The sequence below is a fragment of the Bacillus sp. MC1252 genome (assembly GCF_056838025.1).
On the sequence record NZ_CM166369.1, the window covers coordinates 2,091,699 to 2,111,031 of the forward strand.

At 41.8% G+C, this 19,333-nt stretch carries 22 protein-coding genes; 8 read left to right on the plus strand and 14 right to left on the minus strand.

All coding sequences use genetic code 11. The features are described 5' to 3' along the window. Window positions 1–79: 79 nt before the first annotated feature. The 5 genes from ACYH0L_RS10575 to ACYH0L_RS10595 all read right to left on the minus strand — a co-directional run bounded on the left by ACYH0L_RS10575 (window position 80) and on the right by ACYH0L_RS10595 (window position 3,786). Window positions 80–1,210, minus strand: a complete 1,131-nt coding sequence (locus ACYH0L_RS10575) for a S8 family peptidase (RefSeq protein ID WP_099726753.1) — start codon at window positions 1,208–1,210, stop codon at window positions 80–82. 111 nt (window positions 1,211–1,321) lie between these two features. Continuing rightward, window positions 1,322–1,543 carry a hypothetical protein gene (locus ACYH0L_RS10580; RefSeq protein ID WP_230030354.1) on the minus strand — a complete coding sequence of 74 codons (222 nt, stop codon included), beginning with the start codon at window positions 1,541–1,543 and terminating at the stop codon, window positions 1,322–1,324. 68 nt (window positions 1,544–1,611) lie between these two features. Beyond that, on the minus strand, window positions 1,612–2,064 hold the full coding sequence (locus ACYH0L_RS10585; protein ID WP_099726751.1) for a GNAT family N-acetyltransferase: 453 nt from the start codon (window positions 2,062–2,064) through the stop codon (window positions 1,612–1,614). Further along, window positions 2,051–3,232 (minus strand): TIGR00375 family protein, encoded by a 1,182-nt coding sequence (locus ACYH0L_RS10590; RefSeq protein ID WP_482354009.1) that lies wholly within the window; start codon window positions 3,230–3,232, stop codon window positions 2,051–2,053. Before ACYH0L_RS10590 ends, ACYH0L_RS10585 begins: the two co-directional genes overlap by 14 nt. Beyond that, a complete protein-coding gene (locus ACYH0L_RS10595; RefSeq protein WP_099726749.1) occupies window positions 3,229–3,786 on the minus strand; it encodes an NUDIX hydrolase in 558 nt (185 codons plus the stop codon). The genes ACYH0L_RS10590 and ACYH0L_RS10595 overlap by 4 nt, the downstream gene beginning before the upstream one ends. A 168-nt stretch (window positions 3,787–3,954) precedes the next feature. On the opposite strand from ACYH0L_RS10595, the gene ACYH0L_RS10600 reads away from it, so the two are divergent. Continuing rightward, entirely contained in the window at window positions 3,955–4,884 is a 930-nt protein-coding gene (locus ACYH0L_RS10600) for an aldo/keto reductase (protein ID WP_482354484.1), read from the plus strand. A 222-nt stretch (window positions 4,885–5,106) separates the two neighbouring features. Here the strand turns inward: ACYH0L_RS10600 and ACYH0L_RS10605 are convergent, their stop codons facing one another. Next, entirely contained in the window at window positions 5,107–5,331 is a 225-nt protein-coding gene (locus ACYH0L_RS10605; protein ID WP_099726747.1) for a YqkE family protein, read from the minus strand. Window positions 5,332–5,454: 123 nt separating this feature from the next. Between ACYH0L_RS10605 and ACYH0L_RS10610 the strand changes: the two genes are divergently transcribed. Further along, the gene (locus ACYH0L_RS10610; RefSeq protein ID WP_230030355.1) at window positions 5,455–6,381 is read left to right on the plus strand and encodes an alpha/beta hydrolase; all 927 of its coding nucleotides are present in this window, start codon (window positions 5,455–5,457) and stop codon (window positions 6,379–6,381) included. A 26-nt stretch (window positions 6,382–6,407) separates the two neighbouring features. Here the strand turns inward: ACYH0L_RS10610 and ACYH0L_RS10615 are convergent, their stop codons facing one another. The 3 genes from ACYH0L_RS10615 to ACYH0L_RS10625 form a co-directional block, all read right to left on the minus strand. After that, window positions 6,408–7,670, minus strand: coding sequence for a response regulator aspartate phosphatase (locus ACYH0L_RS10615; RefSeq protein ID WP_099726745.1), 1,263 nt, complete (start codon window positions 7,668–7,670; stop codon window positions 6,408–6,410). Between the two features lie 297 nt (window positions 7,671–7,967). Next, window positions 7,968–8,207, minus strand: coding sequence for a YqkC family protein (locus tag ACYH0L_RS10620; RefSeq protein WP_099726744.1), 240 nt, complete (start codon window positions 8,205–8,207; stop codon window positions 7,968–7,970). A 12-nt stretch (window positions 8,208–8,219) separates the two neighbouring features. Next, window positions 8,220–8,546, minus strand: a complete 327-nt coding sequence (locus ACYH0L_RS10625) for an iron-sulfur cluster biosynthesis family protein (protein WP_034319861.1) — start codon at window positions 8,544–8,546, stop codon at window positions 8,220–8,222. A 212-nt stretch (window positions 8,547–8,758) separates the two neighbouring features. On the opposite strand from ACYH0L_RS10625, the gene ACYH0L_RS10630 reads away from it, so the two are divergent. Beyond that, window positions 8,759–9,466 carry an expansin EXLX1 family cellulose-binding protein gene (locus ACYH0L_RS10630; RefSeq protein WP_099726743.1) on the plus strand — a complete coding sequence of 236 codons (708 nt, stop codon included), beginning with the start codon at window positions 8,759–8,761 and terminating at the stop codon, window positions 9,464–9,466. 17 nt (window positions 9,467–9,483) lie between these two features. On the opposite strand, the gene ACYH0L_RS10635 is transcribed toward ACYH0L_RS10630, so the two are convergent. Then, entirely contained in the window at window positions 9,484–10,458 is a 975-nt protein-coding gene (locus tag ACYH0L_RS10635; RefSeq protein WP_482354010.1) for a GNAT family N-acetyltransferase, read from the minus strand. After that, window positions 10,455–10,934: a GNAT family N-acetyltransferase gene (locus ACYH0L_RS10640; protein ID WP_099726741.1), complete on the minus strand. Its 480-nt coding sequence runs from the start codon at window positions 10,932–10,934 to the stop codon at window positions 10,455–10,457. The genes ACYH0L_RS10635 and ACYH0L_RS10640 overlap by 4 nt, the downstream gene beginning before the upstream one ends. Window positions 10,935–11,213: 279 nt before the next feature. Here ACYH0L_RS10640 and ACYH0L_RS10645 point away from each other — a divergent pair, with 279 nt between their 5' ends. The 4 genes from ACYH0L_RS10645 to ACYH0L_RS10660 all read left to right on the plus strand — a co-directional run bounded on the left by ACYH0L_RS10645 (window position 11,214) and on the right by ACYH0L_RS10660 (window position 14,894). Beyond that, a complete protein-coding gene (locus ACYH0L_RS10645; RefSeq protein ID WP_099726740.1) occupies window positions 11,214–11,663 on the plus strand; it encodes a YfmQ family protein in 450 nt (149 codons plus the stop codon). Between the two features lie 151 nt (window positions 11,664–11,814). Next, window positions 11,815–13,047 carry a DNA polymerase IV gene (locus ACYH0L_RS10650; RefSeq protein WP_256498757.1) on the plus strand — a complete coding sequence of 411 codons (1,233 nt, stop codon included), beginning with the start codon at window positions 11,815–11,817 and terminating at the stop codon, window positions 13,045–13,047. Window positions 13,048–13,062: 15 nt separating this feature from the next. Next, window positions 13,063–13,407 (plus strand): YolD-like family protein, encoded by a 345-nt coding sequence (locus tag ACYH0L_RS10655; RefSeq protein WP_099726738.1) that lies wholly within the window; start codon window positions 13,063–13,065, stop codon window positions 13,405–13,407. Between the two features lie 230 nt (window positions 13,408–13,637). Continuing rightward, window positions 13,638–14,894 (plus strand): MDR family MFS transporter, encoded by a 1,257-nt coding sequence (locus ACYH0L_RS10660; protein ID WP_099726737.1) that lies wholly within the window; start codon window positions 13,638–13,640, stop codon window positions 14,892–14,894. Window positions 14,895–14,904: 10 nt separating this feature from the next. Here the strand turns inward: ACYH0L_RS10660 and coaA are convergent, their stop codons facing one another. Continuing rightward, window positions 14,905–15,864 carry a type I pantothenate kinase gene (gene coaA, locus ACYH0L_RS10665; protein ID WP_099726736.1) on the minus strand — a complete coding sequence of 320 codons (960 nt, stop codon included), beginning with the start codon at window positions 15,862–15,864 and terminating at the stop codon, window positions 14,905–14,907. A gap of 187 nt (window positions 15,865–16,051) precedes the next feature. On the opposite strand from coaA, the gene ACYH0L_RS10670 reads away from it, so the two are divergent. Beyond that, entirely contained in the window at window positions 16,052–17,380 is a 1,329-nt protein-coding gene (locus ACYH0L_RS10670; protein ID WP_482354011.1) for a CoA-disulfide reductase, read from the plus strand. 77 nt (window positions 17,381–17,457) lie between these two features. Here the strand turns inward: ACYH0L_RS10670 and ACYH0L_RS10675 are convergent, their stop codons facing one another. After that, the gene (locus ACYH0L_RS10675; protein WP_099726734.1) at window positions 17,458–18,234 is read right to left on the minus strand and encodes an SDR family NAD(P)-dependent oxidoreductase; all 777 of its coding nucleotides are present in this window, start codon (window positions 18,232–18,234) and stop codon (window positions 17,458–17,460) included. Between the two features lie 12 nt (window positions 18,235–18,246). Continuing rightward, window positions 18,247–19,197, minus strand: a complete 951-nt coding sequence (locus ACYH0L_RS10680; RefSeq protein WP_230030360.1) for an MBL fold metallo-hydrolase — start codon at window positions 19,195–19,197, stop codon at window positions 18,247–18,249. Window positions 19,198–19,333 lie beyond the last annotated feature (136 nt).

The following is a 19,333-nucleotide window of genomic DNA, read 5'->3' on the forward strand; positions in this document are numbered from 1 at the left end:
TGAGAGAGAATACGAAACATGACAGTTTTATCGAAAGAAAAAAGAGAAAGCAGTGTACAGGCTGCTTTCTCTTTTTCATTTATCGTGACGCCTTTTGTACGTTCACAAGCCCGGCACCATAATAAAAAGGATCTCCAAGCTTTGTTGCTGTTTTTGAAAGTCTTTCGCGCACTTCTTCGTTTGTCAGATTAGGATGTTTTGATAGAATCACAGCCGCAGCACCCGTAACATGAGGTGATGCCATTGACGTACCGCTTTTGTAGCCATATTCGTTATGAGGAATCGTGCTTAGCGTTGAAACGCCTGGTGCTGATACTTCCACCTCTTCGCCAACAGAGGAATCAAAGGCTCTTTGCTTCCTTTGGTCAACAGATGCGACAGCCATCACTGAGCTGTATTTGGCCGGGTAGTCAATCGTATTGAGTGAGCCATAACTCCCAGCATTCCCGGCAGAAGCCACAATGAGAATCCCTTTGTCATACGCTTTATCTACCGCTTCTTTCAGCGCCTCAGATTCACTTGCTCCCCCCATACTAATATTGATGACATCCATGTCATTTTCGATCGCCCACTCAATGCCTTTAATGATCCAGCTATAGTAGCCGTCACCATTTTGATCTGCCACCTTGATAGCATAGATAGAAGCTTTTGGCGCGACACCAATGACGCCCACTTTATTATCTAATGCTGCGATCGTGCCTGCCACATGGGTTCCGTGTTCATGCGGGTCAACGAGTGGATCGGACTCTGTTGGAACAAAGCTGACTCCGCCGGTTACGTGTAAATCTTCATGTTTGCCATCGATGCCGCTATCAAGAACAGCTACTTTGACATTCTGTCCGGCATATCCTCGTTTATGTACCTTTTGTGCTTTGATGCTTTTAATGCCATATGGGACGGTTTGACCGCTTGTTTTTGCTTTTTGGTCCTCCTCAATAAAGGTAACTTCTTTTGCTTGATTCAGTTTCTCTTTCGAGGTCTCATTCAACGAAACTTTCATCATATCTATTTGGTCTATGGATTCTTTCACATGTCCACCAGCTTCTTCTACAAGCTGTTTTTGTGCTTTGTCTTGAACGGAAGAAGAAAAGCCGATCATATACTCTTTTTTTGCTTGCTCCTTTGCAGTTATATCTGACGCACCGAACGTAGTTGATGCCAGCAGCATACTTGCCATACAAAGCCCTGCTCCAAATGACTTGACGTTCACGATACTCACTCTCCCTTTCATTGCTTTTTGTCATTTAACTACATTTTTAGACAAAAAGAAACGACCGTTTGTCCTATTTTTTAAAATTTTTCCATTTATTTGATCTACTTGTCACAAAAAAGCAAAATAAAAATGCTTATGATCCTCTTGATAGCGATCATAAGCATTCCTTCCTTTATGTTTCTTCATCATATGCTGCATGGCTTCTTGTTTTGTTTTAGTCTTTCTTTCATGTGTGCTAAAATGCGGCACGAATCCTCTTGACAGTTCTGGATTTCGGCTGTGCTGCCTTTGAATATGTTCTCGTTTTTTCTTTTCTTTGCTTTTTCCCATTTGGCAAAACCCCTTTCGTTGTCGTTATGATACACGAAAGCACATAAAAAAGATAGACGTATACACGCCTATCTTTCTGTTTTCACCATATCAAGATGCGGGATCCCATCTTCATCATAACAATCTGAGACGGCTTTGAAACCAAACGATTCGTAAAACGATTTCAGGTAGGCTTGCGCTTGAATTTTGACACTTGTTTCACCTAAATCACTAAGCTTTTCCAACGCCTTACTAAGCAGCATTTTCCCATAGCCTTTTTTCCGGCCAGCCTCCGTCACAAGGACACGGCCAATGGATGCCTCATGGTACATGATCCCGCTTTGGAATATTCGGCAATAAGCTACAATGATGCCGTTCTCTTTTGCAATGATATGAAGTGCCTCTTGGTCTCGATGATCGATTTCAGGATAAGGGCACCTTTGTTCTACGACAAACACGTTGACTCTTTCCATTAAAATAAGGTAAAGATCCTCTTTCGGCAGTTGTTCAAATGTTTGACATGTCCATTTAAGTTGACTCATGATTAATATCCACCTTGCCGTAGACTCCGCCTCCACCAGCGATCAGTCCGACTTCACCTTTTCTTGCTTTAATGATGTAATTGGCTGTTTTTTCTGGCAGAACAGCTTTTAGTTCTTGTTCTGTTGCTTGATGAAGAATATTCATTTCTGTGTGAAACACGGCTTTTAGCTTGTCTAACGTTTTGGCTCCGACTCCCGGAATAAATTGAAGAGGGAGCTGGTGAACATAAGGAGGTCTCGTCCCTTTGTCACTTTCTTGGTCAGCAAGCTCCTTTAAACGCTCACTCACCCCTTTTATCATCCAGGTATGTCCGCATGCGTGGCACTTTTCTTGGTCTGGGCTGTCAGGTCTTACCCCGCATTTCTCGCAGGTCGTATGATAATACTTTCCAAGCCGCGGGGCGAGTCCATAATTTCCTGTGATGTTTCTGCCATCTTTTCCTTGAAGGGCTAGTTTGAATTCGGCAAAAGAGGCATGATCCATTTTGATTTTTGTATATTCTCGCGCAATTTTTCCTAAGGAATGAGCATCTGAATTCGTTAAAAAAGGATAACGGCTCAGCTCACTTAGCTGGGAGGCCATTGACGTATCGCAGCTAAGGCCAAGCTCAACCGCATCAATGAGTTCTGGATCGAATACTTCTGTTAAAGAAGTGTTTACTCCTTTACCGTATAAACTTTTGTGCGGCGTGAAAATATGGGCAGGAATAAATAATCCTCCAAGCTCCTTGACCTTGTGCTGAAGTGTTCTCCCATCAACATACAGGCGCTGTGAACTCAAATGCACATTTTTCATATGAAGTGAGAGCCATGCGGAGAACTTAGACATTTTGTGTAATGTGGGCATAAACGCAAGCACATGAATCGGACCCTTTGAATGGCCGTCATTGATTTCTAATTCACTGCCTAAAAGTAAAACTGTCTGTCCAAATGATAGACCTCCATCATTCAGTTCAGTGTACTTTTCTTCCTCTACACCCTCTATTAACTCTTCTAGGACTTCAGGAGATTGTGCATCAATCACACCAATCATCCCCATCCCTTTATTTTGTGACGCTTCTATTAAAATTTGGTCAATTGTGAGCGACCTTGCACCTGTAATTTTGACAGCCCTGCCTGTTCTCGTTCTGCCTATATGAATATGGATGTCGGCAAAAAACTCCCTCATTTTGTAGACTCAAGTACCTCTTGCAGTTGTAAATACTGAATGGCATAGGCTGTTTTTGCATCATAAATATGCTGTTTTTCAATGAGGTGCAGTGCTTCTTCTAATGAAACTTCCATCACTTCTACAAATTCATCTTCATCCAGCTCTCTTTTTTCTTCAAGCGGAACCAACTGATCTGCAAGATAGATGTGGACAAGTTCATCTGCAAACCCAGGCGATGTATAAAAAGCAGTCAGCTTTTTAAGCTGCTGAGCTGTGTACCCTGTTTCTTCTTCTAATTCTCTCAGTGCTGTATGTGCCGGCTCTTCCCCTTGTTCTAATTTCCCAGCCGGAATTTCAACGATGGCTCTCTCTAGTGCTTTACGGTATTGCTTGACCAAAATGATTTTATTTTCGTCCGTACGTGCAATGACTGCTACTGCACCTGGATGTTTGATGATTTCTCGTTTGCCCTGTTTTCCGTTTGGCAATTCTACATCTTCAAGAACCAAATCAATGATTTTTCCGTTGTATAATTCTTTAGATGATAATGTTTTTTCTTCAAAGTCCTTCAATTTTGTCAGCTCCTCGTTCTACTTTCACTTTTTACTTCATTCATTTTAACATAGATGATTTAGGAGAAGCGAAGAGCGAACGCTCGCTTCAAATGCGCCATTTGAAATCACCTAGCTTGAATTCCAAATTTTTTTCACTTAATGTGAAAGGATAGGAGTGTGATGAAATTGAAAAAAAGACGAATTGGTACCTCTGATCTCTTGGTGAGCGAGTCTGCACTAGGAAGTATGTCCCTTGGGACTGAAAAAGAAAAAGCGCTCTCTTTATTAGATGAAGCCATTGATCTTGGGATTAACTATTTGGATACAGCCGATTTATATGATTTTGGGACAAATGAGGAAATTGTCGGGGAAGCCATTAAGAACAGACGGCAAGATTTGATTTTGGCCACAAAAGGCGGGAACCGCTTTGAAAAAGGCAAACCGGGCTGGGACTGGGACCCTTCAAAGGCGTACATAAAAGAGGCAGTAAAACAGAGCCTCAAGCGGCTTCAGACAGATTATATTGATTTATATCAATTGCATGGCGGCACGATTGATGACCCAATTGATGAGACCATTGAGGCTTTTGAAGAATTAGTGAAAGAAGGCGTCATTCGATATTACGGCATATCTTCTATCCGTCCTAATGTCATTAAAGAATATGCCAAAAAGTCGAACATTGTCAGTGTGATGATGCAATATAGTTTACTCGACCGCCGTCCTGAAGAATGGTTTTCTCTTCTTGAAGAACAAGGCATTAGCGTCGTCGCAAGAGGGCCTTTAGCCAAAGGGCTTTTAACTGAAAAACCACTCTCTCAAGCAAGTGCAGCCATTCAACATAACGGCTATCTTCAATACTCATTTGATGAGCTTCAGCAGGTCATTCCTTCTTTAAAGAAAGTCGCTTATGACCTATCGCTCACCGAGCTGTCCATTCAATATTTGCTCAAGCATTCTGCTGTCAGTTCCGTTGTTTTTGGCGCAAGCTCGGTGAAACAGTTAAAAGAAAATGTAGCAGCGGCAAATGCACGTTCTTTAAGCGGCCAAGAAGTAAAAGCATTGACATACTATACAAAACCATCTGTGTATGAGGCGCATCGGTTCAATAGAACGTAAAAGAGATCACGTCATGTGATCTGCGTGTAGACAAACCCTCGCATTCGGTGTCAGTCCTGCGTGCCGGTGCTCACGAATGTCAAATTCGCTCCGCTCCAGTGCTCGTCCTTCCTAGACTTCAAAGGTTTTCTATCACGCTGAAAAGAAGACAAAGGGCTAAAATAAAGATCATTTTTAGCCCTTTGTCAACATCTAAAGAGATCACGTCTTGTGATCTCTTTTTTAGCTTTTATATTTTCTCCAGTCTAAATGACTTTCATCTAGCAGCTCTGAGAAGCTTTTATTTTTCTCTTTTTCTTTCTGCTGTCGAAGGAGATCTTGTCGTTTTTGTTCTTCTCTTTTTCCTGTCTCGACTGCAAGATTCTGCTTCATTTGAAGGAGTTGCTGTTTGACATCATCATTTATGCCATCTTTTAGTTTTGCTTGATCTTGATTGGTCTTTTTCATTGTGCCTCTCTCCTTTTGCCTTAGTGTATCATCCGTTTTATTTGCTGAGCAAGAATCACGCCAATCTCCCAACATGTGGTATGATCATCGTAGGAAAAACTTCGGAAAGGAAGAATCGGCTTAATGAAGAAATGGATCGCTCTACTTGCCTTTATATTATTTCCACTCGTTGCAATCGGCTTTTTTTTCACCAATAAAATGATGTATATTCGTAAATTAACGGATGAAGAGCTAATCAAACGAGAATCAGATGAAGGTCATTATCATCACGAGGAATTTAAACAGCTCAAAAAAGAGAAAGTTTGTATTCCCTCATCCTTTGGTTATGATCTTCATGGCTATTTTGTACCGTTTCCACATACAACTCGCACCATCGTGCTTTGCCACGGCGTTACTGTCAGTCTGATCAATTCAGTTAAGTATATGAAATTATTCCAAAAGCTCGGATGGAATGTGATGCTTTATGATCATAGAAGACACGGAATGAGTGGCGGGAAAACCACTAGTTATGGATACTATGAAAAAGAAGATTTAGCTCAGGTGGTGAAGTGGCTCAGAAAAAGGTTCGGGGAAAGTGCCATCATTGGTGTACACGGGGAATCGATGGGTGCAGTCACTACCTTGTTATATGCTGCAAAACCTGAAGCAGCCGCGGATTTTTACATTGCCGATTGTCCCTTCGCTTCTTTTGAGGATCAGCTGGTGTATCGGTTAAAAACGGATTTTCGCCTTTCAGGTCATTGGATTCTTCCACTGAGTGATCAAGTGTTAAAATGGCGGGACGGATATCGCATCCGGCAAGTTTCCCCGCTTGATGTGATCGATCAAGTGAAAGAACCTGTGCTCTTTATCCATAGCCTTCATGACGACTATATCCCTTGTGTGCAAAGTCAGCAGTTATATACACGAAAAAAGGGTGATAAACAGTTATTTATTGCGCCACATGGGGCTCATGCGATGTCTTTTAGCGAAAATAAGGAAGCTTATGAACAAGAGGTCCAAGCATTTCTTCAAAGATTTGAACTCAATCAAAATGAAAGAGGAGAATGAACAGCAGTTCGCCTCCTCTTTTTTAGCTAACTTATACGATAGTCACCACTGTTGTATGGTGTCTGCCCGCCATTTCCATATGACTCTCTTCCGATTGCTGCTGACTCATGACCGATAATCCTGCAGTTGCTGCCAATAAAAGAACTATCAAACTCATTTTCATATAAATGACCCCCATTTTGGATTTTTGATATAGCTTGAATTTTCCTTTCGTAAAACCGGGTAGATACTTCAAATAGTCCGAGCTCATTATAATAATGAGCCGCATCAAGTGCCAATTCCTCAATATCTGGGTATAAGCGCTTGTCCTCCAACAGGTCTAATGTATCGTCTATGATCTTTATTTCTGCATCAACGTATAGTGCTTTTAGAAACTGAAATTTGCAAATGTAAATTTCATCTTCTAATTCACAGGCTTTCATAATACCTTGTTGATAGAGTGATAACGACTCTTCTATCTTTTTTTGTTTAAACAGGATTTGGGTCAGCATAAATAGTGGGTCTAGAGAGCGATTTAGATGGGTTAAATTCTCCTTTTCAAACACTTCAAGAGAGTCTTTCAGATAACGACTTGCTTCCGGAAGATCATTCATTTGGTAATAACAGTTACCTAAGTTGAAAAGGGCCGAACCTATGACTCGAGGGTTTCCAATTGAGCGTGCTCGCTTTAGAGCATTTTTAAAGTAGGGCAATGCATGTTCATAGCATTTCAAATCATCATAGTTTGCACCGATGACAAATTCACAGTGGATGATTCTCAGCGTGTACGTTCTATAGGCAGAGTACGTATCTAACGCTTGCAAGGCATAGTGCATCGAAAAGTGGGTTTGTTTCATGTGGTAATATATTTCTGCTAATTTAAAGTAAAATTCTGCTCTTTCTATATCATCTGATATGAGATTGAGCTTTTTTTCTGCTGAACGGTAATAAGCAATGGCGCTCAAATAGTTTCTCTGCTCAAATTCAAACATTCCTGTGAAAAAATGAACATAGTATTCAAGCATATCCGTTAATTTCGTTTGCGAATGTTCAATCGTTTCAAGGAGATTCTTAATTTCTTCATCATTCGAGGCTTTTTTTGCCGGTTCAAAATATTCAAGCATTACCTTATGGCGAAAATCCATCAGCTGGTAAAACAATAACAAGTTTTGATCCTGCTCCATCTCAAGGATTTCCTGCTCGATCTCGGCCTTCAGCTTCTCTGCTTTCATGACATGAAATCCGCAAATCTGTCTATACCATTCGTTTATTTTGATTCCAACCTGAGGCGATGACAACTTGAGCTTCAATTCACTTTAGCACCTCCCTTCTCATATACGATACATGTTGTATTCTATCACATTTCCTCGAATGGAAGAAATATGAAATGTCATTTTTCGCAAAGTTTTCGGTATCCCGCAATAAACGCTTCCATTGCCTATTTTTCGGCATTTACAGCCACTATTTTTTCATTTTTCTCGTTTTGTCGAATCTTTTGTTAAAAACTGCTTTTTTCCGTTTAAAAAGAGCATTTTTCAGATTAGACAGCCCTGTTGTTTGATGAGATGATGATGGCAGAAAAAAAAGCCCCTTCAGCAAAGGACTCTTCATAAGACATCTGTTACTTGATCCATATTCTCTTTAATCCAATTGACAGCTAATTCAAGCGTTGGAAATTCTTCCGTTTCAAATGTGACTTCATCTTGAAGAAGCCAAACGTCCTTTTTCACCGAATCCATTCCACCTATTGACCAGTGCAAAAGGCTATAGGGATGATTGTTATTTAAAAACGACACCCATGTTTTATTTTGTGCCGTGTTTTGTATCACTCTAAGCTTCTGATCCACTACGTTTCCACCTTACTTTACAAGTATGCCCATTCTTGGACTGAGTATTTGCTGAGGACTTTTCAGCATCAATGTATTGGCTTTTTCATTAAAATCGATGGTCATTTCCTCATCAAAGAATACCTTCTGTGCAATGTGTATATATAGTTTTAAATGTTGGCTATTATTCAGTTGTTCCCATTCACCTGTTCTTTCACTTGTTAACCAAAGCATTGGTACGCCACTCACTGCACAGCCACAACCTTCTGAATCGTAGCGAAGCAGTAATTCCTTCGTTTCGTTTCCTGTTTGCTGTTTTTCTATATATGTTTTAGCCAGTTCTGTGATGTGAATATACATGGTGAACATCCTTTTTAAATTGATGCTTACATTGTAACACATAAAACACCATAAAACATGACACACGACTAAATCCGAAAGTCATATTCTTTGAAATACACGCTCTTCTCACTAGGATTATATCTATCTATTGGCTCTTTCTGCTTCTTGTTTTTTAGAATTATACTTATGACGCTACCAATTTCAAAAGAATAAACAGGAGGTTTTAGATCGTGAAAAAAAGATTATCTCTCTGCTTCATCGGGGCACTGATATTGATGTTGAGTTTCGCTGTGCCAAACATGAAAGCGGCATCTGTCCTTGATGAAGTACGAGAAAGCTATGCGACTTATACGGGATCTGGTTACTCAGGGGGCGCCGCATTATTAGATCCTATTCCATCTGACATGAAAATTACGGCTTTAAATCCCCATGACTATAACTATAAAGGGATAAATGCAGCACTTGCAGGGGCTTACCTTGAAGTAAAGGGTCCAAAAGGAAAAACCGTTGTGTATGTAACCGATAAATATCCAGAAGGAGCAAAAGGAGCTCTTGATCTTTCTCCTAATGCCTTTGCCAAAATCGGCAATATGGCAGACGGGAAAATCCCAATTAGTTGGAAAATTATAAAAGCACCGATTAGCGGAAATGTAGCTTACAGAATAAAAGAAGGTAGCAGTAAGTGGTGGGCTGCGATTCAAGTGCGCAATCATAAATATCCGATTATGAAAATGGAATATTACAAAGATGGACAATGGGTGAACATGGAAAAGACAGACTACAACCATTTCCTTGGATTTAATATGGGGTCTACATCTCTTCCTGTTCGAATCACAGACATCCGCGGGGTCATAGTAAAGGATAAATTACCCGCTCTTCCATCTACTGCTGCTTCACAGGCCTATATTGTAAAAGGCCATGTTCAGCTTCCTAATTAACGAGGAAAAGAGGTAGCTTATTTATGAGCTTCCTCTCTTCCTTCTCTATCCCAGTGATATGCCTCATTTTCTATTTCTTTTATGATTTCATTCTTTCCCGCCATATAGCTTTGTATATCTTCCGGATACTGATTTGCTAATTGTTCCTTGACAGACGCATACGCTGCAGCTCGTTCTGGGTGGACTCTTAAGTAATTTCGAAACAATAAATGTCTTTTCACATCAGGATGATTTCTCTCATAAACATGGACATGATGCGTACGATTCAAGCCACCCTTTTGAAAAAAACGTCTCCCTTTTACGCCATTTTCACCTAGCGCTTGATATCCAAGATGTTCAAAGCTCTCTCTTTTTCTATCGATCTCTTTTATATGACTTACTTCTATTAATATATCAATAATTGGTTTGGCAACAAGTCCTTCAACTGACGTACTACCAATATGATGTCCTTCTATCCAGCTCTTTTGAATGATTTGCTTGAGTCGCTGCTTTTCTTGATGGAATTCTTCATGCCATTCTTTTTTGAATTCGACAACCTCAACCTTTCGCCTCGGTGTCCATTTCATTTTTGATAAGGTGAGCTCTTTTGCAACATGAATCACATTTGTTTCAAGAAATCCTAACTTTTCGTATAGCCTTTTTGCAGGGGTGTTTTTTTGTCCTGTGGTCAGTTCTATAGGAACATTTTTCTCCATAATTGTAGACATAAGTCTTGTTCCAATACCCTGTTTTAGCGCTTTGGGATGCACAGCCAATCGACTAATGATCAAATAATCTTTCTGCTCTTCATAAGAGGCAACACCTAGTAAGATTCCCTTTTGCTCAAAACCAATAAATTGCTCTTTTGCTTTTATTACATCTTGAATGGTCTCTTTTAATGGTGGAAGATCGGCATAGCCAATTTGTTCAGCTTCTTGTTGGTATGCAGCTAGTTGAATATGTAAGATCTGCTTTGCTACCTCTCCTTTTGTTTGATCTAAATTGACAATCATGACATCGCCTCTAACTTTTTCACAAATAACACACGGTCTTCATGCATACCATCATAATCTGAAAAAACCGAAATGCCATCTACTGTTTTATCTCCCTTTTCTATCTGAAATCCGAGCCTTGTATGGTACGCAATGGAGACTTTATTGACAGGAGCTGTGACGGCCTTAATCGTCGTTCTTCCTTCCTTTTCAGCCGCTTCATAAAACGCTTGATAGAGAATTTTGCCGATCTTTAATTTGCGATGGTCTGGATGTACCCCAACAAAGTGAATATACGCTTCATCTGAATGGGATTGCGATAAAAAACCGACTAAAAATCCGATCAGTTCACCCTTTTCAACGACAACAAAACTTGTTTGCTGAAAATGTTCAAAAAATAGCTTTGGCAATTTTGCGCGTAAATCTCTGCCTCCCCACCAGCTTTGGATGACGGATGTGACGGCGTAAAAATCTGACGGCTTCACTTGACGTATCATAACGACCTCGCCCCTTTTCAATTTCGGCTTTATTTGATCTTTCTTTTTTACAAAAAAACTGTTGTTTCAATAGTCTACCTGTCAGGTGAATTATTTGTAAAGGTCACGTGTCCGCCTTTTTTCGTTTCAGCTTTTTTCATCTTCTTTCAGCCGCCATCTCCTTTTAAATTTTCACACTTATTTCATAAAGTTCACTTTTCGTGCGAAAGTTTCATTCTTTTGTTATGTTAAGATGGTTCATATAGGAAATGTAACAAATGTTTATTGGAGATGATGATATTGGTTTGGATTGTTACTTCGCTTGTTGTATTTAGTCTGTTAAAGTTGCTTGTCACTTCGCTGCCTTCTGGTGTTGTTGAACGCCTTTTTAGTCGTTATGCGGTGCATGCAAAAGTAACAAGTGATCAAACAAATATGACTTTTCAAGGTCGTCCGCTCGATGATCAGCAAAAATCTGAAATCATTCAACATTTTAATGATGCGATCTTTATTGAACGCTATTATATTTATCCTGGTGACGAAGAGCGTTTTCTTCATCCGAATGAAGGGCCGGCGCCGCTTACAATGCAAACAAAGCTTGGCAAGCAGGATGTGACCCTTTATTTGTTTCATTATGATGACCACGTGGATGTGGTGCGGCAGTTTACACATAAGCCAAAGAAAAAGCTGACGGCCTATCGTTTGCGCTCTGAACCGCTCCAAACATCCCACAACATGGCACATGCATGAAAACATGCTCATTTTGCATCAGATTAGACGAAGTGTCTTCCACTTCGTCTTTTTTGTATGGATATACACTCTTTTCTTTGAATGATTTACCAGTATGAATTTCGCCTCCTGACGGTTACAATAAGAACATATGTTCTAAGAGGTGAAAACAATGAATGAACGAGCGATTCTGCTTGTGGATATGCAGTCATTTTATGCGTCAGTAGAAAAAGTGGAGGCTCCTCATTTGGAGGATGTGCCGCTCATTGTCTCAGGAGATCCAGAGCGGCGAAGCGGGGTCGTACTTGCAGCCTGCCCTCTCGCCAAGAAACGAGGCGTACAAAATGCATCAAGATTATGGGAAGCACGGGAGAAATGTCCCGAAGCAGTGGTCGTACGTCCACGTATGCAGCGCTATCTTGATGTCTCTGTCATGATGACAGAACTGCTTGAACAATACACAGACCTTGTCGAACCGTATTCAATTGATGAACAGTTTCTCGATATTACAGGCAGTCTGACACTACTCGGCTCTCCGCGCGAGATCGCTGAAAATATACAAACCACCATCATGAACCAGACTGGCATTTACGCCCGTATTGGCATCGGTCCTAATAAAGTGCTCGCTAAAATGGCCTGTGACCACTTTGCTAAACAAAACACATCTGGCATCTATGAACTTCGTGCAGACCGGGTTGCTGCTGATTTATGGCCGCTTCCGATTGGGAAATTATTTGGCGTCGGCAAACGAATGGAGCATCATTTAAAACGAATGGGCATCAGTACCATTGGGACGCTTGCTACTTATCCATTAGACCGGCTACAAAAACGCTGGGGAATCAATGGGGAGCTCTTGCAGCGAACAGCTTTAGGGATCGATCCCTCACCGGTCACCGTTCACACACATGATCAGCAAAAAGCCGTTGGGCATCATATGACCCTTCCCCATGATTATGCGTCTTTTGAGGACATCAAAGTCGCCATTATTGAATTGAGTGAAGAAGTGGCAAGGCGTGCACGTTTTAAGCATTATCTTGGGCAAACGGTGTCTGTCGGCGTGAGAGGCGCTGATTTTTCACATCCGACAGGATTTCATAGACAAATCAAGCTTCATTCACCCACACAGTACGGCACAGATATTGCAGAAGCAGCCATACAGCTATTCCAGCAGCACTGGGATGGTCAGCCCATCCGCAGTGTGGGCATTACTCTCTCACAGCTGCAGTCTGACAGCCAATATCAGCTGACTTTATTTGATCACCATCTTAAGAAAGACAAACTCAGCAAAGTATTCGATGCGATTCATATGAAGTATGGTCCTGCTGCATTACTGCACGCTTCGTCACTCACAAGCGCAGGGCAGGCATATCACCGCGCCGAAAAAATTGGCGGACATTATAAATAACGGAGGCAAACAACCATGAATCCCAATAAATTAACACCTGGATACAACATCATGTGGGAATCGAGCCGAATGATGCTGCCAGAGCACCGGGAGCAGCTTCTTGCTCAAAAACGGAAGAAAAAAGAATATACGCCTCCCCCGCTGAGCACCGATCAGCTAGAGGAAATGAATTTTTTGATCACACAGTCGATTACCGAGGATCAAGCCATTTGCATCACGTATGTCTCCTCAGGTGTGAAAGAGCAGTTTTGGGGCTGGGTCAAAGCCATTCATTATGAAACGCAGCGCATGAAAATCGTCAATGATGAAGATGTTCTAAACCTGTCCTTGCAGCAAATTGTCGCCATTGATCTCGATTGATTGTCGTCAAATGACAGTGCGAATCAGCGGAAAGTCACCCACTTCCTTTTTCTAACAATATCCATCAAGGCCTCAAATGCATCGTCAACAAGAAGCACGCTCTCCGAATTTGTGACCAGTTCAAGCTTCTCTGCCATATGGCGGATGTCTCCTCCATCAAATTGTGTATTTAATTTGCACAATTTTTCATGTATGATTGGAACATCTTACAATCTCAGGGGAGAAACAGCATGAAAAATAACTTACGTACTTTACATCCACTTAGTTGGACGATCATCATCGGCACAATATTTGGCCGAATGGCGACGTCCATGAGTATTCCTTTTTTAGCCGTTTATTTGACTCAAGTCAAAGGAGCCTCAGCCTCTTCAGCTGGGTTAATCATTGCCGTTAGCTCTCTTATTGGGATCGTTGCGAGTTTTTACGGAGGCTATATTTCTGATCGAATCGGCAGAAAAAAGGTCATGCTTCTATCCATCTTCGGTTGGGCACTTGTTTTTGTTGGCTTTGCATTTGCAGATGCCATTTGGGTCTTCTTTATCATGAACGCTTTAAATGGGCTGTGCCGTGCACTTTTTGAGCCAACATCTAAGGCGCTCTTATCAGATGTCACCCCGTCAAGCATACGATTATTTGTTTTTAATTTACGGTATACAGCCATTAACATTGGTGTGATCTTCGGCCCGCTGCTCGGCTTATATCTCGGGTCATCGAAAACAACCTTTCCGTTTCTCGTCGCTGCCTTTATTTACTTTTTATACGGATTAATGCTGGCATGGCAATTTCAGAAACATCCAGTTGCTGCTCCAGAAAGCATCAAACAAATCAGCGTCAAAAAAGCCCTTTCTATTATCCAAAAAGATACGGTCTTTAGCATTATCCTCATCGGCGTTACCTTATGTTCGTTTGGCTATTCACATCTAAGCTCAACGCTGCCTCAATATTTATCAGCGTCTCCTGTTATTGAGGATGGCCCTAAGCTGTTTGGATATCTTTTATCCTTAAATGCAGTCGTTGTCATTGTCGTGCAATATCCGCTCATCATGATCGCCAAGCGCTACTCAACCATTTTGTCGTTGACCACTGGGAATATTCTTCTTGCCGGTAGTTTGTTTGCCATTTCTTTTTCACAAAGTCTTGGCATGCTTGCTTTCATCATTGTCGTATTTACGATTGGTGAAGTACTGCTGTTTGCAATGATGGATCTCTTTGTGGACAATATTGCAAAGCCTGAAGTGAAGGGATCGTACTTTGGCGCAATGGGATTTTCTCAGCTTGGCAGCGTCATCGGACCGTGGGCCGGCGGATTGTGTATTGACTATTTTGGCGCAGCACATCCCCTTTCTATTTTTTCAGTGCTGTCCATTGTCACGATTGCGGGTGTACCGTTCTTACTCATCGGATACTACCGCCTGAAAAAACGATCGGCGGCTGCCGTGGCTGTTAAAGTAAGTGGAGGTCATAAAGAAAACCGCTCTCATGTGTGAGCGGTTTTCTTTATACCCGGCGGATGGCGATCTCTTCCACCTTATGGTGATCGCCTTTTTTCAAAATCAAATCAGCTCGATATTTTGTCGGCAAAATATTTTGATATAAGTTAGGGCGATTCACTGTATTCCAAATCGTGCTTGCCATCTGATCCGCCTCTTTATCCGTCAAATCTTTGTATTGATGAAAGAAGGATTCAGGGTCTTGGAAGGCTGTTTCCCGCAGCAAACGGAACCGCTCTTTATACCAAGATTGTATTTGCGTTTCAGCCGCATCCACATAAATCGAAAAATCAAAGAAATCTGATACAAACACGCGCGGTTCATCCTTCAGACCTTCAAGTGCTGGTGATTGCAGCACATTGATCCCTTCGATGATCACAATATCTGCATCCTCCACTGTTTCATACACCCCATCAAGCCGGTCATAGGTAAGATGCGAATACACCGGGGCATGCACAGTTTGTTTACCTGACTTCAATTCATTTAAAAAAGAAAGAAGGGCTTTGACATCATAGCTTTCTGGGAAGCCTTTCTTTTCCATCAGCCCTCGATCTTTTAACTCTTTTTGGGGATACAAAAAGCCATCAGTTGTCACAAGACTCACCTTCAGCCCATCTCCAAGCCTCGATAAAAGAGTCTCAATGATACGCGCAGTCGTGCTTTTCCCAACAGCCACACTTCCAGCAATCCCAATTAAAAAGGGGATTTTAGCATGATGTGGGTAGTTTAAAAAAGCATTCACATGCTGGTTTTTTTGTTTTTCTGCAAAGACATGTAATGTCAGAAAACGAATAAGTGGTATGTAAATATCTCGAACTTCTTCAAGCGATAAATAGTCGTTTAACCCTTGAAGCGCTCTTGCTTCCTCTTCTGAAACAGATACCGGCATATATTCCCCAAGAGCTGCCCAGGCCTCTCTCGTATGGCGTGTATATAGTGTATTAAAATCCAGTCGTTCGTCACTCAAAGTCTTTCCCACCAATCTTCACTAAACTCATAACCAAAAAGACGATAATCCGATTGTAGCCTAAAATGAAGGCGCTGTCTTTATTTTTCAACTAAAGTTTGCTTCTTTTGCGAAAAAAAGCATTAAAAAAAGGAAAATGAGGGTAAATAAGAGTATTCAGTTTGATAGATAGAAGGGAGCACACCAAATGAAATATGTGATGATTGGCGGAGATGCAGCAGGAATGAGCTGCGCTATGCAAATATATAGAGAGGATCCAGACGCACACATTGTGGCTTTTGAAAAAGGAGAGATTTTCTCATATGGACAGTGCGGACTCCCCTACTTGATCGGCGGTCTCATTGATCATCACAAAAAGCTCATCGCACGCAGCGCTGAAACCTTTCGCGACAAATATGGAATTGACGCCAGATGCTTACACGAAGTGACATCCATTGACCCAGAGCAAAAAACGGTGTCGGGCATTCACACCAAAACAAAAGAAACATTTACAGAAACGTATGACAGGCTGTTAATTGCGACAGGAGCAAGCCCCGTTACACTGGATCTAGATAGCCATCCATTAGAAGGCGTACACGTATTAAAAACAATCCCGCATGCCCTGTCGATTTTAGACCATTTAAAAAAAGACGTCACACATATCACCATCATCGGTGGAGGATATATCGGCTTAGAAATGGCAGAAAATTTAAAAGCGCTAGGAAAAGACGTTCACATCATTCAACGAGGAGCAACACTTGGTCCAGGCTTTGACCCCGATATGGCAAAATATCTTAAAGAAGAAGCAGACGATCAAGGCATTCACGTGGTGCTTGGAGAAACAGTGCAGAAATTAGAGGGCAGGACACATGTAACAGCTGTTCAAACAGACAAACAGACCATTGCAACGGATATGGTCATCATCGCCATTGGTGTCACTCCGCAAACAGCCTTTTTAGACGGCATAGAGATCAATCGACTTCAAAATGGAGCAATTGCGGTGAATGAATACATGCAGACCAATGTAAAAGACATCTATGCTGCCGGGGATTGCGCAGCGACCTATCACCGCATAAAAAAAGCACTGGATTATATTCCGCTCGGCACGACAGCGAATAAACAAGGGAGAATCGCAGGCTTTCATATGACGGGGACACACCGGGCGTTTCAAGGCGTGACCGGAACAGCGGTGATGAAATTTATGGACATGACAGCGGGACGAACGGGCTTATCAGAAAAAGAAGCAAAAGAAGCGAGCATCCCTTTCTCCACCATCACCATTGACAGTACTGATCACGCTGGATATTACCCAGATGCGCAGAAAATGAAAGTAAAACTGGTTTATAGAAGCGATGACCACACCTTGCTTGGTGCCCAAATCATCGGCAGAAACGGTGTAGATAAACGAATCGATGTCATGGCAGCTGCCCTTTACCAAGAGCTGACCATGACAGACCTTGAAGATTTAGATATTAGCTATGCACCGCCTTTTAACAGTGTATGGGACCCGCTTCAGCAAGCTGCAAGGCGAATATAGAAAGACTATCGCACCGATAACATGAAGTCTTATCAAACAGAAAAAGAAACCAGTTGATGACCGGTTTCTTTTTTGAGTTATTTTTTCATCATCGCTTTGCGTGCTGCTTTTTCAAATAAAAACGGGAATAATTGATACAATTTACTCCCAGCGTTCATCCAGCCTGGTAAATTAATTTCTCTTTTTTTCGTCATCATAGCTGATACGACCTTCCCTGCCACTTTGTCTGCACTAAGCATCATAAAATCAACGTTCTTCACATATTCACCACTGCGATCTGCGATGGTAAAGAAGTCTGTAGCAATCGGTCCTGGGTTCACTGTCGTGACGTGAATGCCGCAGTCTGCCAGCTCCATTCTGAGGCTGTTTGAAAATCCGAGGACGGCGTGCTTTGATGCTGAATAAATCGCTGATTTGGGGGTGGCAATTTTACCTGCTTGAGACGCGATATTGATAATATGCCCCTGCCCTCTTTGTTTCATCTCTGGGATGACCTTTTTCGTGCAGGCAATTAAACCAAACACATTCACCTCAAACATCGACACCATTTCCTCAATGGACGCATCTTCTACGAGATCGAATACACCAAAGCCGGCATTGTTGACCAAAATATCAACAGCACCTACTTCTTGATACGCTCGATCAAAGTCCTCAAGCTGGCTGACATCAAGCTGAGCGATGTGACACACCCCGCCAGCGCTCATGATCTTTTCTTTCACACCTGTAAGCTTCTCGATTCGTCTTGCTGAAATGATGATTTCTGCGCCTTCTGCTGCTGCCAAGTACGCCATTTTCTCACCAAGGCCGCCAGATGCGCCTGTAATCCATATTCTCTTTCCTGTTAATCGCCCCATGCATTTCACTCCTTAATTTGCTCGGTAATAGAGGATTCCGTCTTTTTGCACTTCTTCAATTTGTCCAGCCGCTAAGAGTACATCCAGCTGCCCTACTGTCTCAGACATCGTTAAAAATAATGCCTCTTCATACAGCACTGGAAAAAGCGTGCGGCAAAGATGAAAGGCGGTCATTTCTTTTCGTTTGAGCAGCTGATACATCGTATTTGCCCGTCTTTCTTGTTTCTTAAATCGTTCTTCGATCAATTCGAGATGGGACGTAATCAGCTGACCGTGTCCTGGATAGATGGTCTTGATTGGCAAACCCAATAATCGATTGAGTGATGCTTTATATTGAAGCAGCGATTTTTGACGTTCCTTGCCTTCATCCGGCGCTTCCATTAATGGGTTTGAGGAAATGGTTGTCAGCAAAAGGTCTCCACCAATGAAATTCCCCGTTGTTTCATCTAGGAAGGAAAGGTGAGATTGTGCATGTCCGGGTGTTTCCATCACGAAAAAGTGTTCATGCCCTTTCAAACGATCGCCTTCTTTTATGACGTCATCTACATGTGCAGTACAAGAATATGTATAAGATTGCTTCACGATTCTTTCACATTCACCTTGACGAAGCGGCACACCTAACTGCTGAAAAAAACGATCCATAAAGTCAATTTGGCGCTGCTTAAACGCTGAATTTTGACTAATATAGGGCTCATTCCACTGGTGTCCGATCACACGGACATGAGGTTTCATCAGATTTAAAAGGCCGACATGATCTGCATGATGATGGGTCAAAACCACTTGATCAATATCGTCTATCGATAAATGATGTTCCTTTAATTGCATGACAAAGGCATGCTCCGCCTCTTGTGTCATCGGTCCGCAATCCACTAAGGTCACGGCATCTCCTTTTAATACATATGCATGCACATCCCCAACGGCAAACGGTGTAGGGATGGATAATTGAATGATGTCTTCTTTCACTTTTATACGTCATCTCCTGCTTTTTGACTCATGGATGATTACAACTCAGTCTTCTTTATTCATTGTAGCTTGCAAAGGGCAGACTGTCATGCGGTTTGGATGGTCAATTTTTTTATCTGCCCCTATTGACACAAAC